The 13,827-nt window shown below is 61.5% G+C and carries 10 protein-coding genes; 1 reads left to right on the top strand and 9 read right to left on the bottom strand.

Annotated elements, in window-relative coordinates:
* From ACNKH3_RS05640 to ACNKH3_RS05600, 9 genes are all read right to left on the bottom strand, one after another.
* Nucleotides 1-1,408 (bottom strand): NACHT domain-containing protein (locus ACNKH3_RS05640; protein ID WP_420208547.1); only part of this gene is annotated, 1,408 nt, incomplete at its 3' end.
* Between the two features lie 309 nt (nucleotides 1,409-1,717).
* Nucleotides 1,718-2,509, bottom strand: coding sequence for a DUF1186 domain-containing protein (locus ACNKH3_RS05635; protein WP_420208546.1), 792 nt, complete (start codon nucleotides 2,507-2,509; stop codon nucleotides 1,718-1,720).
* Between the two features lie 66 nt (nucleotides 2,510-2,575).
* Complete coding sequence (gene gyrA / locus ACNKH3_RS05630; RefSeq protein WP_420208545.1) at nucleotides 2,576-5,098, bottom strand: DNA gyrase subunit A; 2,523 nt, start codon at nucleotides 5,096-5,098, stop codon at nucleotides 2,576-2,578.
* A 33-nt stretch (nucleotides 5,099-5,131) separates the two neighbouring features.
* Entirely contained in the window at nucleotides 5,132-5,539 is a 408-nt protein-coding gene (locus ACNKH3_RS05625) for a bacteriohemerythrin (protein ID WP_420208544.1), read from the bottom strand.
* Complete coding sequence (locus ACNKH3_RS05620) at nucleotides 5,536-6,450, bottom strand: Rpn family recombination-promoting nuclease/putative transposase (RefSeq protein WP_420208543.1); 915 nt, start codon at nucleotides 6,448-6,450, stop codon at nucleotides 5,536-5,538. The genes ACNKH3_RS05625 and ACNKH3_RS05620 overlap by 4 nt, the downstream gene beginning before the upstream one ends.
* Before the next feature lie 76 nt (nucleotides 6,451-6,526).
* Complete coding sequence (locus ACNKH3_RS05615) at nucleotides 6,527-7,327, bottom strand: YkgJ family cysteine cluster protein (RefSeq protein ID WP_420208542.1); 801 nt, start codon at nucleotides 7,325-7,327, stop codon at nucleotides 6,527-6,529.
* 60 nt (nucleotides 7,328-7,387) lie between these two features.
* The gene (locus ACNKH3_RS05610) at nucleotides 7,388-9,838 is read right to left on the bottom strand and encodes an N-acetylmuramoyl-L-alanine amidase (protein WP_420208541.1); all 2,451 of its coding nucleotides are present in this window, start codon (nucleotides 9,836-9,838) and stop codon (nucleotides 7,388-7,390) included.
* Nucleotides 9,839-9,982: 144 nt separating this feature from the next.
* Nucleotides 9,983-10,771 carry an RNA methyltransferase gene (locus ACNKH3_RS05605; RefSeq protein WP_420208540.1) on the bottom strand — a complete coding sequence of 263 codons (789 nt, stop codon included), beginning with the start codon at nucleotides 10,769-10,771 and terminating at the stop codon, nucleotides 9,983-9,985.
* A gap of 11 nt (nucleotides 10,772-10,782) precedes the next feature.
* The gene (locus ACNKH3_RS05600; protein ID WP_420208539.1) at nucleotides 10,783-11,310 is read right to left on the bottom strand and encodes a hypothetical protein; all 528 of its coding nucleotides are present in this window, start codon (nucleotides 11,308-11,310) and stop codon (nucleotides 10,783-10,785) included.
* 357 nt (nucleotides 11,311-11,667) lie between these two features.
* On the opposite strand from ACNKH3_RS05600, the gene ACNKH3_RS05595 reads away from it, so the two are divergent.
* Nucleotides 11,668-13,605: a transketolase gene (locus tag ACNKH3_RS05595; protein WP_420208538.1), complete on the top strand. Its 1,938-nt coding sequence runs from the start codon at nucleotides 11,668-11,670 to the stop codon at nucleotides 13,603-13,605.
* Nucleotides 13,606-13,827: the final 222 nt, after the last annotated feature.

The following is a 13,827-nucleotide window of genomic DNA, read 5'->3' as shown; positions in this document are numbered from 1 at the left end:
GGATGAAGCGCAGCCTGCGCAGCGGAATCACCCCGCGCTGCTGGGCAAGATGATAGCGCAGGAGCTGATTCGCCTCCTCGGTCTGGGTGGAGACATCGCCGGTGGCCAGCTCCACTGCGCCGACCAGATAATCGTGCAGCAAGGCATAGGCATCCGGGCCGATCTTCCGCTTCTCCTCGGCCAGCAGGCGGGCAAGGACAAAGGTGCGCACCAGCGCGGCGATCGTCTGGCTGCCCGCCGTCCTGCCGATGTCAGCGGCCAGCTCCGCCAGCGTCTTCGGCGGCCTTTTGGTTCGGGTGGGAAAATCGCAGAGCGAGCGGAGCAGCTTCGCGCCCAGCTCCGGCTCGCGGCAGGATTCCAGCGCGTTCTTGATGTGATGGGCAAGAATTCCGGCAGTGCCGCCCTCGGCCTGATAGCGGTCGCTGCTCAGGCTGCCGCTTTCCGCCAGATGGGTGCAGACTATCTGCAACTCAGTGGGCTGCACTTCGCCGTTTTCTTCCAGATCGGCAGCCAAGGCGGCGGCAAAGGCTTCCTCTGCTGTGATGCCGTCCGCCAAAGCGCACTGCTGCACAGCATCAATGGCCTGCGCCACGGTAAAATTGCGGACGCGGAAGGTGTTGGCAGGATTGGTCGGATCAGGCAGCTCGGCAGCGAGGTCATGGAAGTCCATCAGGAATTCCCGCCGCACTGCGCAAACCACCCGCACTGGCGGCACACGCTGGATGAGCCGGGCGATGAAGCGGCCCAGCAGGGCGCGGGCTTCCGGCTCGCGGTGTTCAACAAACCATTCCTCGAACTGGTCGAGGATGAGCACGCATTTGTCCGCCGGAATCTGCTCTTGCGTGAAGGCATCCAGCTCCGCAGCCAAGCGTTCGCAGGACGAAGCGACGGCAAGGCCGGTTCTTGCCAAGCGGCGCGGGCTGCGCAGATAAACTGGCTCCAAGCCGTTGGCCCGGATGTTCCGCATCACTTCGGAGCGAAGCAGCGAGGTCTTGCCCGCGCCGGAATCGCCGCAAACTATGCCGAAACGGAAATCGTCGTTGACGATGCGCACCGCAATGGAGCGGGCCAACTGCTTGCGGTCTTGGCCGGGCAGCTCGTCCTGCTCCTCAAAGGGTGACAGACTGCGGAAGGCGGCTCGCGGCTGATTGCGCCGTTCTTCCCACAGCCGCTCCTGCTCTTCGCGCTGTTTTTTGCGCCGATATGAACGACGAACATGCCAGCTTCCGCCAGTCATGACCGCAGCGGCCAGCACCGAGCTGGCAATCTGAGCTGCCCCGCTGCTGAGAAAAATGCCGAGAACACTGGCGGCTTCAACAGCAATAAAAGCAGTCAGCTCTTTCCATTCCTTGAGCTGGTCAAGAGCGGCTTTCGGGGACGGGATATTTGGTTCAGTATCGCTGCTCACAGCTCCACCTCCTGCTTCAAAGTCCGCTGGCCGTGCGCTTGCGGTCGAAACTGCCGAAGCAAGTCGGTGCCATGTCCTTTCTATGCCTGACTTGCTTCGATAACAGTTTACTTCTTGCCCGCCAGTGCCGCTTCCAATTTGGCAATAAACTCGTCCGGCGTGTAAACTCCACCGCTTTTGAACGGATGTACCTTCACGCTGCCGCCGTCCCGCGCCAGACCCATCATCACGGCCTGGCTGAAGTCAACCGGCGCAATGCCGCCGCGAGTTCATGGATATAGAAAGGTGAAGCCAAAGCGCGCCTGCTGGCTATTTGCCCCAGCAGCATTTTTTATATTTCTTGCCGCTGTTGCACGGACAGGGATCGTTCCTGCCGATTTTGCCGCGTGTTCTTTTGCGCGTTGCAAAAAGGCCGTGCGGCACAAAGCGCGGTTTCGGCGTGGAACGCTGCTCGCGGAGGCCGAAATCTATCTCCACCTCTTCGAGGTCGCCGCAAATCGCGAAATCAACACAGCGTTCCTGATACGCCTGCTGAATAGTCGGCATGGTCTCAACTGCCTTGAGGTCAAGCAGATGGGCGACTAAAAAGCCGTTGAGCGTCTCGTCATTCTCCTTGCGCCGGGCCGCCAGCTCGCGCTCCAGCCGGGTGACGCAGTCCTGCCGAAGTTCAGGATGATGCTGCGGCATCTGCGCCAAGGCTTCAGCAGCCCCTGACCGCGCATACATTCCGCGTTTCAGATCGGCGAGCCGCCACGTCAAGGGGCGGAGAGCAGGCTCGCCGATCATGGCCAGAGCTTTCGGGATTTCTTCCGCCGCCCAGTCATTGTCGTCGTCAAGGCCAAGCTGATCAAGCAGCGGCGTGACCGCTTCCTCCGCCCGCAGCACGCCCAATATCCGCCACGCATGAACCGGCGCCCAGACCGCCGCGCTTTCTGAGTCCGCCTGATTCAGCGCTTCATCGGCGACCATGCGGATCAAATCCGGCACATGCTCAAGGGAAAAGCCAAGCGGCTGATATGTTTTCCGCCAGTCGCCATCGTTCCAGCCCGGCTTGCCCAGCGTCAGCAGGGAGGCGGGAAGTCCTTGGTAATGAATGCTCATGTCAGTTTGTTGTCAGGATGTATTTGTCTGATGAAGACGCATGGAGGGCAGCTCACGCGTCGTATCTTATTCCTCTCCGCTCTCCGCCGCCCCGTCGTCCTCCGGCTCCACATCGCCTGAAGAGCGCGCCAAGATGGACATATCCACCACCCGCTCGCCCTCGCCGAGGTTGATCATGCGCACGCCCTGGGTGTTGCGGCCAATCACCCGCATGGAGTCCATAGGCATACGGATGACCTTGGCCGAGTTGGCGATGAGCATCACTTGATCGCTGTCCTCCACCTGCAAGGCACCGACCACCATGCCGTTGCGGTCGCTGGTCTTGATCGTGGCCACGCCCTTGCCGCCACGGCTTTGCAGGCGGTACTCGGACACCGCCGTGCGCTTGCCGTAGCCGTTCTCGGTCACGGTGAGGATCGAGGAGGACTCGCACTCGCTCTTCTTCAGCACCACCGCGCCGACCACTGAGTCGTCGTCTGTCAGGGTGATGCCCTTGACCCCGGCGGCAATGCGGCCCATCACCCGCACGTCGTCCTCGCGGAAGTGAATGGACATGCCCTGCCGCGTGACGAGAAATACCTCGTCCTCGCCTGAGGTGATGGCCGCGCAGAGGATCTCGTCGTCCTCGCGGATGGTCAGGCCGATCTTGCCCTTGCGCATGGGCCGCTTGTACTCGGCAATGCTGGTCTTCTTGATGATGCCCTTCTTGGTCACGGTGAGGATGGAGAGGGCCTCGTCCGCATGGGCAAGGTCAGCCACCGGCAGGATGGCCGCCACCTTCTCGCCCTCGCCCAGCTCCAGCAGGTTGACGATGGCCCGGCCTTTGGCCGTGCGCCCGCCTTCAGGCAGCTCATAGACCCTGCGCCAGAAGACCCGCCCCAGATTGGTGAAGAAGAGGAAGGTGTCGAGCGTCGAGGCGGTGTAGAGGCCGGAGACAAAGTCGTCCTTGCTGTCGGCCATGCCTGCCACGCCCTTGCCGCCGCGCCGCTGCGCCCGGTAGAGGCTGAGGGCGTTGCGCTTGATGAAGCCGTTGTGCGAGACCGTGACCACCATCTCCTCGTCGGCGATCATGTCTTCCGGCAGGATCTCGTCCGCAGCGTCGATGATCTCCGTGCGCCGAGCATCGCCGTACTGCTCGCGTATCTCGCGGAACTCGTCGCGGATGATCTGCATGACCAGCGCGTCATCAGCCAGCACCTGCTTCAGATAGGTGATGCGCTCGCCCACCTCGGCATACTCCTGCATGATCTTGTCCCGCTCCAAGCCGGTGAGGCGTTGCAGGCGCATGTCTAAGATGACTTGGGCTTGCAGCTCGGACAGGGAGAAACGCTCCATCAGCCCGGCCTTGGCATCGCTTGGCCCGGCAGCGGCCCGCACCAACTCAACCACAGGGTCGAGGTTGTCCAAGGCGATCTTCAGCCCCTCCAGCAGGTGGGCGCGTTCCTCGGCCTTGCCCAAGTCAAAGGCGGTGCGGCGGTAGACCACCGTGCGCCGGTGCTCGACAAAGTGAACGAGCAGCTGCTTGAGGTTGAGGATCTCCGGCCTGCCGTTGACGATGCAGAGCATGATCACGCCGAAGCTCTTTTGCAGCGGCGTGAGGGTGTAGAGCTGGTTGATGGTCACGTCTGGGTTCTCATCCCGCTTCAGGTCCATGACGATGCGCAGGCCGTCGCGGTCAGACTCGTCGCGCACCTCAGCGATGGAGGTGATCCGCTTCTCCTTCATCAGCAGGGCGATGCGCTGCACCAAGTCCGCCTTGTTCTGCTGGAACGGCACTTCTGTGACCACGATGGCCTCGCCCTCGCCCTTCTTGCGCCGCTCCACATGCAGCCTGCCGCGCATCACCAGCCTGCCGCGTCCGGTCTCATACGCCTCGCGGATGCCTGCCCTGCCGCAGAGGAAGCCGCCGGTCGGGAAGTCCGGGCCGGTGATGTGCTCGGCCAGCTCCGGCACCGTGATCTCTGGGTTCTCCGTCAGGGCCACGAGCGCATCCATCAGCTCGCTCAGATTGTGCGGCGGAATCTTGGTGGCCATGCCCACCGCGATGCCCTCGGAGCCGTTGAGGAGCAGGTTCGGGATGCGGGCGGGCAGGACAGTCGGCTCCTGCTGCGAGCCGTCGTAGTTGGGGATGAAATCCACCGTGTCCTTGTCAATATCCGCCACCAGCTCCTGATCCAGCCTGCTCATGCGAGCCTCGGTGTAGCGCATCGCCGCTGCTGAGTCGCCGTCCATGGAGCCGAAGTTGCCCTGGCCGTCCACGAGCGGGTAGCGCAGGGAGAAGTCCTGGGCCATGCGCACGATGGTGTCATACACCGCTGTGTCGCCGTGCGGATGGTACTTGCCGATCACGTCGCCGACGATGCGCGCGGACTTGACGTAGGGCCGGTTGTGGAAGGTGCCCAGCTCGCGCATGGCGTAGAGGCAGCGCCGGTGCACCGGCTTGAGGCCGTCGCGCACGTCCGGCAGGGCGCGGCCAACAATCACGGACATGGCGTAGTCCAGATAGGACTTGCGCAGCTCCTTCTCTATGTCAACGGTCTGTATTGCTTCGGGCAGGATTTCATCCTGCGCTGCTTCTGCTGTGGTCATGCCTTGCCTTGTTTCGTGGTTGCCGGCTGCGGGTCAGCGCAGGCCGTTCTCATGGAAGAATGCGCTGTACTTCTTGTCTGTGCCCTTGATGTGGCCTTGCAGCCAGTCGCGCAGGAAGTACAGGGTGTCTATGGAGACCGTCAGGCGGCCTCCCTCAAAGTCGATCTGGAATTCAGTCACCTTCTTGACAAAGGCGACGTGCTCTTTCACATGCGCCGCTGTGTCTGGGTATTTGAACTGGGCGAAGTATTTCTCCTCCACCTTGAAATGACTGTCGGTGTAGCTGATCAGGCCGCTGAGGATCCTGCCCATCACGTCCTTCCCCTTGCCGCTTTTCATCGCGTCGTGCAGCTCGTTGATCATCGCCACCAGCTTGCGGTGCTGGCTGTCGATCTCCGCCACCTTGACGCTCAGGCTCTCGTCCCAAGTTATCAGACTCATTTTGACACCTCCCGGTTGTTGTATTGTTCCTGCAAGCTGGCCAGCTCCTTGCCGGACAAACCTGTGCTGGCAGCGATGACCTCCAGCCCGATGCCATGCGCCAGCAGGCTGCGGGCAATGGCGAGCTTTGCCTCGCGCTGCCCTTTTTCCATGCCTTGCTCTAAGCCTTTCGCCATGCCCTTTTCCATGCCCTTCGCCAGTCCGTCCTTCTCCGCCTTCATCAACGCACCCTGCTGGAGCATGATGAAGTCCCGGCGTTTGAACTGGACTTCCAGCTCCTCCTCGCTCAGGGCGGCGGTGTTGGCCAAGTCAAACGCCTCCAGCAGCGGCAGCTCTGTGAAAGTTTTAGGGATGAAGTCAAGGCTGCCGGCGTTCTTGATGAAGTATATCCATTTGTCGGTGACAGAATCCAGCTCATCCTCGTTTTTTTTGAATTTGGGCAGCTCGACAAAAATCAGCTCGATCTCGTCGCTGTACTGGACAAGCTGCTCCTTTTCCCGCAGGTTCCAATACGAGATCACCTTGTCAAAGTCCTTGAACATCTCGAAATCGGTGATGGTTAAGGCAATGACCGGCTCCAAGCCCGCATACTGCTGCGAGCGTCTGAGCTGCGAGGAATACAGTTTGGCGGCATTGTACAGCACCCGCTTCTCGAAGCCCTCAACATTCAGCACCTGCATCTCAATGATGACTTTGGCTCGGTTAGATAGCACCGCCTTCACGTCAACATAGCTGTCCTTCATGCCCTTCAGCGGCGGCACCTGATACGGATCAACAATGATCAGATCAGTGATTCTCTCGTCACCAAAGTCAATTATGGCGTTGAGGAAGTCAATCAAGATGCTTTTTGACTGCTCGCTGCCAAAGACCCGCTTGAAGGCGAAGTCGGTTCTCACGTCAAGGAATTGCATACGGACTCACCTCTTTTTTCGTTCTTGAATCAGCACGGGCTGTCCATGACCGGGCGGGCAGCCCGGCAGCTTGATTTCAGGCGGCAAGATCAATGCGCCGATATCCCGCGCTGGTCCAGCATTCGTTGAAATATTCCTGCATCAGCCAGCGCACGGCCAGCAGGAGCAGGGCGCGGTCGTCACCGGCGGAGAGCGAGCGGAACTCCATCGGCGAGAGCGGCTGCTTCATTTTGATCCGTCCAGTCATCACCTCGCGGCGGAAAAGGTCGAGGTTGTAAAGGGCGAGAATGTACTGATCCGCCTGCGCCCGGTTCGGGCGGAACCCAGCCCGTACCTGTGGATGATGGAGCAGCTGAAGGAGTTGGTCATTGTAGCGGTTGTAATCCGCCAAGCCCTGCGCTTGGAAATATTCCGGCACCGTCTGCGCCGGGCCTGCGGCAAAACCGAGGCAGTGCGGCTCGCGCAGCAGGACATACTGCTCGGCCACTGCGCCGTCAACCCGGCGCGAGGCCCCGCGTCCGGCAGGATAGGCCCGGCAGGCGGAAGGCCGGTCGTCATACACGCCGCAGCCTTGGCCGCTGACAAAGATGCAGCTGGATCTGCCGTCATCAGCCGTGTTCAGATAGCAGTGCGGAAAGCGCATTCCCTCCTCCCATTCAACGATCACGTAGCTTTCGAGAAACACGCCGGAATCCAGCTTGAGGCGGTTCTTCAGGCGGAGGACATCATAGGGGGTCAGGGTGAGGTCGAGCTGGCGGCAGCACTCGTTGAAGCAGGCCAGACCAGAGTGGCAGGCGAAACGGAAGGTGTCACTGCCGCTCATCGGGCGGCAGTGTTCAGGCATCTGGCTGCTGGCGGACAAAACTTGGCTGGTCATTTCTGGTCTTCCTTGGTGCGATATCGTGAAATCCGGCCTGCTGAAGCGCGCCGGGGGCAATCAGGGGAGCTGTTTATTCAAGGCCGCCGTCGCCTTTTCCTGCCGGTGCTCGACGTAGGCGGTCACGCCCGCCGCGATCCGTTCGGCAATAGCCTGCAAGTATTTGTCGTCCTTGAGCAGTTCGGCCTCTTCCTTGTTGCTGATGAAGGAGATTTCCGCCAACGCCGCCGGCATCTGCGCCCCGATCAGCACGTAAAACGGCGCCTTTTTCACGCCCAGATTTTTGGTTTTGTACGAATTCAGCCCGTCCGCCATGCTGGTCTGGATGAATTCGGCCAGCAGCGAGGACTCGTCAATTTTGGTGTTTTTCATCAGGCTGGCAAGAATGCTCTCCATCTCGCTCATGCTGCGGCTGGAGGTGGCGTTCTCCAGCGCGGCGACACGCATGGCCTCCGGGTTGGCGGCCAAGTTGAGGTAGAAGGTCTCCACGCCCTTCACCCAGGGCTTGGGATGGGCGTTGACATGGATGGAGAGGAAGAGATCCGCGCCTTTGGTGTTGGCAAGGGCGGTGCGCTCCTCCAGCGCGATGAACACGTCCTTGCTCCGGGTCATCAGCACCTCGTAGCCCTCCTTTTTCAAAAGCTGCCGCACCCGCCGGGCCACATCAAGAACGATGTCCTTCTCGCGGAGGCCGAAGCCGACCGCGCCGCTGTCCTTGCCGCCATGGCCGGGATCAATCATGATCCGCCGGATGCCGAGACCGAGCTGCTGGGCCAAGGTCAGGCTGCGCTTTTCCGCGCCCTTCGGCCTGACTTTCAGCTTTTTCCGGACAGCCGCCGCCCGCGCCTCCTTTTCCTGCTCTGTCAGCTCTTTTCTGCTGTCCGCTGTCTGCTCGTCCTGCTCCGGCCTGCGGACATCCACCACCACCCGGAAGGGATCGTTGAGGCTGAAAACCTTGCAGTCGGCGGCAGGATTCAGCTCCAGCACCACCTCCGCCGTCTCGCTGTCGGCCTGCCCGGCGCGGATGCTTCTGACCAGCCCCGCTTCCAGAACAAGCGGCTCGCGCAGCTCAGGCGGCACATGGCTTTGCTTGAATTCAAGACGCAGCCGCCCGGGCTGGCCGCCGGGCTGATCCGGAAGCTGGGCCTGATAGGAAGCCGCGCCGGTCGCGCTGACCGCCACCCGGCTGTAGCGGTCTGAAGACCAATGCTGGATCGGCAGCAGCTCGGCCAAAGCTGGGGGCGCAGGCGGTTTCGGCGCTTCAGGGGCCGGAGCCGGTTCCGGCGGGGGCAGGACGGCGGCGGGTGCTGGTTTGGGCGGCTCCGGCTCCAGCGCGGCGATTTTCAGCTCGGAGACGACAATTTTGCTCTGCTCGGCCTCTTTTTCCGCCGGAGCAGTCGGCAGCGGCTCCGGCGACGCGACCGGCGCGGCGGCAGGCAGCGGTTTGACAGCCTTTCCTTCCGGCTCCGGCTTTTTTTCCCCGCTGCCGCCGAAAAACGACGGCAGATGCCAGTTCCAGTCCGGGAAGCTGAGTTCCGCCAGCAGCGAACGCTCCGGCTCCTCTTTCTTCTTCGGCGCAGCAGCGGGCTTGGGCAGCGGTACGGGCTGCTGCGCTTTCTCCGGCACGTTGACGACTGCCGGAGGAGCTGGTTTCGGAGGCGGCGGCGCGGAGAAAACAGCAGGCTGCTGAGGCTGCGGAAAAACGATTTCCTCTTGCACGGGCGGACTGACAACTGCGCTGACAGCGGAAGGCTGGCTCGGCGCAGGTCTCTCCGGCTTCTTGGCCGCTGGAAACGCAGGCTCCAGCTTCGGCGGCGCAGGAGCAGCGGCGGGCCGGGGCGGCGGAACAGCAGGCGGGGGAAGAACGATTTTCTCCTGCGCTGGAACGCTGACAGCGGGCGGCGGCTTTGTCTGCCTGAACAGGTCCGCTGCCTGCCTGCCTCCTTTGCGGGCGGCCAGCGACTCGGCGATGATGGTCAGCTGGCGCAGCTGCTCCTGAGCCTCTGCCCGGCGGCGGCTGAAAGGATAGCTGTGCGCCAGCTTGTAATACGTTTTGGCCGCGCCCCGGAGATTGCCGTGCTGCTGCTCAGTCCGGGCCAAGGCGTAGAGAGATTCCGCCGCCTCAGGGCTTTGCGGATGCAGCGAGACCACATTGCTGAACCGGGCCATGGCCTGATCCAGATCAGCAGGCTGCCGGAACCGCTGGTGCATGGCCTGGTGCATCCGGGCGGAGAGGTGCAGGCAGGCAGGCGCTGTCTGACTCTGCGGATTCTTCCGGTACACCTCGTCCAGCCTCGCCACCGCCTTCAGCCAGTCAGCGCGTGTCCCGCCTGCGGGCTGCCGCAGCAGCTGATGACATTGATCAGCCGCTTTCTGGTATTCAGCGCCGTCCGTTCCTTCCGCCGCTGTCTGAACCGCCGCTGACAGCGCGGACGGCGGCGCAGGCAGCAGCAGGCAGAGGCAGGCCGCGACAGGCAGGACAAGGCGGCGCGGAAGGAAGGCGGAGAACATGCGTCAAGTCAGCGGCAGCAGGGATTGTCAGGCGCAGGAGCAGCAGCGCGGCGGAAGAAGGCATCGTGTTCATGCCGGTTCAGTCAATTATACCCTATTGCCCTGCCGGTGCAAAGAAATTGTCCGGCAGGCAGGACTGCCCTCTCAGCCCTCGTCAATCCGCTCCGGCGGCGCCCAGCCTTGGCCGCCGCTGTGCCAGAGGAATTTCCGGCACACGCCCCGGATCAGGCTGGCTTCCTTCTTTTTGATCCGGGTGCGGCTGAGGAACTGGCGGATGTTGCGCATCCAGTAGCTGCGGCTGGTGTCGTGGAGGAAGCCGATGCGGCTCAGGGCTTGATCTATGTGCTCGTACATGCCCTCCAGCTCGTGCGAGTTGGCGTAGCTGCTCCCGCCGTTTTGCAGCAGGACATTCCCAGCGGCCAGATGCAGCTCATAGCAGCAAACAGCCACGGCTTGGGCTAAGTTGAGCGAGGAAAAATCTGCTGTGGCGATGGTCAGGGCGAACTGGCAGAGGTCAAGGTCTTCATTGCTCAGGCCGCTGCTTTCCGGGCCGAACATCAAAGCCGCCCGGCTGCCTCCGGCGATGAGCGGCGCCAGCTCGGCCATGACCTCGCGGGGCTGCCTGACCTCAACTGTCCGGTATTTGCCCTGCCGGGCCGTGGTGCCGACGAGGAACTGATACGGCGCGGCGGCCTCACGGGAGCTGCTGACGAGCTGCAAGTTTTCAATCAGGTGGGCGGCCTTGTGCGTGGCCATTTTCAGCATCCGCTCCTGATCCGGCGGCTCATCGGCCACCACAGTCAGATGGCCGATGCCGAAATTGCAGGCGATGCGGGCCGCCGCGCCGATGTTCTCCGGGTATTTGGGCCGGACTAAAATCAGGCCGCAGCCGGACAGGGCCGCAGCCTGCGGTTCAGACAGCATCTCAGGCATTCCGGGAGAAATCAAAGGTTGGCCGGGTCGTCCAGCTCAAGATGGCGCTTGCCGTGCTGGGACGCTTTGTGCTCGGCGGCGGGCGCGGCAGCCGGGCTGCTGGAGGTGATCCGCTTGAAGAAAGGAATCAGCCCTTTCTCGGCGTTGCGCATCTCCTCCTCAGCCTCGCGCAGGGTGATCTGCCACGCCGGGGCAAAGCCGGGCGATTTTTCAAACATGATCTCCGCCGCCTTCTGATAGACCTGAGCTTGGCGGATTTCCTGCTTGCCCGGCTTCTGATTCAGCACCTGAATCATGTTGCGGAGATTGTCGCGCTCCTGACGGAGCTGGTTCATCTCCTCCTTGCGCCGCTCGTTCTCCGCTGACTCAATCTCGAACTTGGTTTGCAAATGCCCGCGCAGCTTGCGGATGTCGCCGTGCAGCGTCCGCACTTTGATCAGGGAGCGCACCCAGAAGGCGAAGGCGATCAGCAGGCCGACCGCCAGCCCGCGCACAAAATTGTTGGCGAGCAGTTCAGCAAGCCAGCTTGTTTCTTCCATGACAGACCTCGCAGGGATTGAGTTGGATGGACAGCGGCAGATGCCGCCCCCGTATCAGAACCATATTTGCGGGCCTTGCGCAAGCATCTTTTTTGCGGCGGACAACGGATTGCATCGGTTTGCTGACCAGTTTGCAGCTGCGCGCTTGACTGTCTCCAAGCGCTCCCGCCTTTGAATGCTCCACCAAGCTGAACGCTGACGGGCGACCGGCCGGGTCAGCGGGCCGCCCGCCCCTCTTTCCTGTTGTCTTTCCGACGCAATCCATTTATAAAACGCTCTGCGCATCAGTCAGCCAGCAAACGGGCAGGGGAAAACCTGCCCGTCATCATTTTCATCCTTTCAACATGGAGCAAAGAAATGCCTCTGCACTTTGACTTATCCGCCGCCGACCTGAGCAGCGCGGAACTCGCCTCGCTTAAAGAAATGCGCACACGCTGCGCCCGCCGCATCCTGCTCTCCACCAGCCTTGCCGCGTCCGGTCATCCGGGCGGCTCGCTGTCTTCGCTCGACATGCTGCTGGTGGCCTACGGCATCCTTCGCCATGACCCGAAGACCCCTCGCATGGAGGAGCGCGACCGCTTTGTCGCCTCCATCGGCCACATCTCGCCCGGCGTGTACAGCGTTCTGGCGGAGCATGGCTACTTCAACGAAGAGGACTTTCTCGCAGGCTTCCGGCGCACTGGCTCCGGCTTTCCTGGCCACGTGGAAAGCATCGTGCCGGGCGTGGAGTGGGACACCGGCAACCTTGGCCAGGGCTTGTCCACAGCCGTGGGCATGGCGCACGCCTTCAAGCTCAAGGGCCTGAATAACCGCGTCTTCTGCCTGATGGGCGACGGCGAGCAGCAGAAGGGGCAGATCGTCGAGGCCATCCGCCATGCTGTGAAGTACAAGTTAGACAACCTGACCGTGCTGATCGACCGCAACAAGCTGCAAATCTGCGGCAGCACTGAAGACATCATGCCGCAGTGCATGCAGAAGCTCTACGGCGGCCTTGGCTTCAATGCAGTCAAGCTGGAGAACGGCCATGACTGCAACGCCATCTACAAAGCCATGCGCGATGCCTACCGCAACATCAGCGGCGTGCCGACCGTGCTCATCGCCCAGACCGTCATGGGCAAGGGCATTTCCTTCATGGAGAACAAGGCTAAGTATCATGGTTCGACCCTGCCTGCGGACGATCTTGCTAAAGCCTTGGCTGAATTGGGCGTGGCGAATGATTTTGAACAATGGCAGGAGAAGCGCAAGCAGCCGGTCAGCGGCAAAAGCATCATGCCGCCGCGCGCCGATTATCCCAGCGTGCAGGCGGGCGAGCCAATCGTCTATCCTGTGGACAAGCCTACGGACTGCCGTTCTGGCTACGGCAATGCCTTGACGAGTCTGGCTCAAGCCAACAACAAAGCAGGACAGCCGCCGGTGATCGTCGGCATTTCCTGCGATTTGGAAGGCTCAGTCAAGATGGATGGCTTTCATAAGCATTCTCCGCAGGCATATCTTGAGCTGGGCATTCAGGAGCACCACGCCGCAGGCACAGCCGGAGCAATGAGCTGCGAGAAGCTCGTCACCTTCTTCTCCACATTCGGCTCCTTTGCTGTGTCTGAGGTCTACAACCAGAACCGGCTCAACGACTTCAACCACAGCAATGTGAAAGTGGTGGCCACCCACGTTGGCCTTGATGTCGGCGAGGATGGCCCGACGCATCAGTGCATTGACTATCTCGGCCTGATGAAGAACTACTTCCGCTTCTCGGTCTTCATGCCTGCGGATCCCAATCAAACCGACCGCATCATCCGCCACATCGCCGTGCAGCCGGGCAATCACTTTGTCGGCATGGGCCGCTCAAAAACCCCGACCATCACCCGCGAGGACGGCAGCATTTACTATGATGCAGACTACGTCTTTACGCCCGGCCAAGCAGACTGGCTGCGTGAAGGAACGGACGCGACCATCATCACCTATGGCGCACTGACACCGGCCTGCATCGAGGCGTGGAAGCTGCTGAAGCAGGCGGGCAAGTCGGTCGGCGTGCTGAACATGGCCTCGCTGCTGCCCTTGGACAAGGACGCAGTGCTTGCGGCGGCCAAACGCGGCCCCATCGTCACCGTGGAAGATCACCATGTGGAAACCGGCCTCGGCGCGTCCGCAGCTGCGGTGCTGATCGACAACGGCCTTGCGCCGAAAATGAAACGCCTTGGCGTGCAGCAGTACGGCGGCTCCGGCAAGCCGTCTGATCTCTACAAGCAGCAGGGCTTGGATGCGGAGTCCATCGCCAAGACCGTGCTGGAAATGATCGGGTAAAAAATGCAGCGGGCGGCTCTTCAGAGCCGCCCTTCGTTTTGCGAGAGCCAAAGCCCCTTATTTCAGAACTGCGCAGACAAATCATATAGGAGTTACGCAGTTGGTAAAAATCAGTTAACCTATCAGGATGAATAAATCCAAAGTAAGTGAGTACGATTATATTAATTTTTTAATCGGCACTCAGCGAGTTTATAGCAGCGCCGAAGCGGAGCGGGTCAGTCC

Source organism: Candidatus Electronema sp. JC, assembly GCF_048287365.2.
Taxonomy (GTDB): domain Bacteria; phylum Desulfobacterota; class Desulfobulbia; order Desulfobulbales; family Desulfobulbaceae; genus Electronema.
The sequence above is the reverse complement of the archived record's forward strand: the minus strand, read 5'-3'. Positions and strand labels throughout refer to the sequence as shown.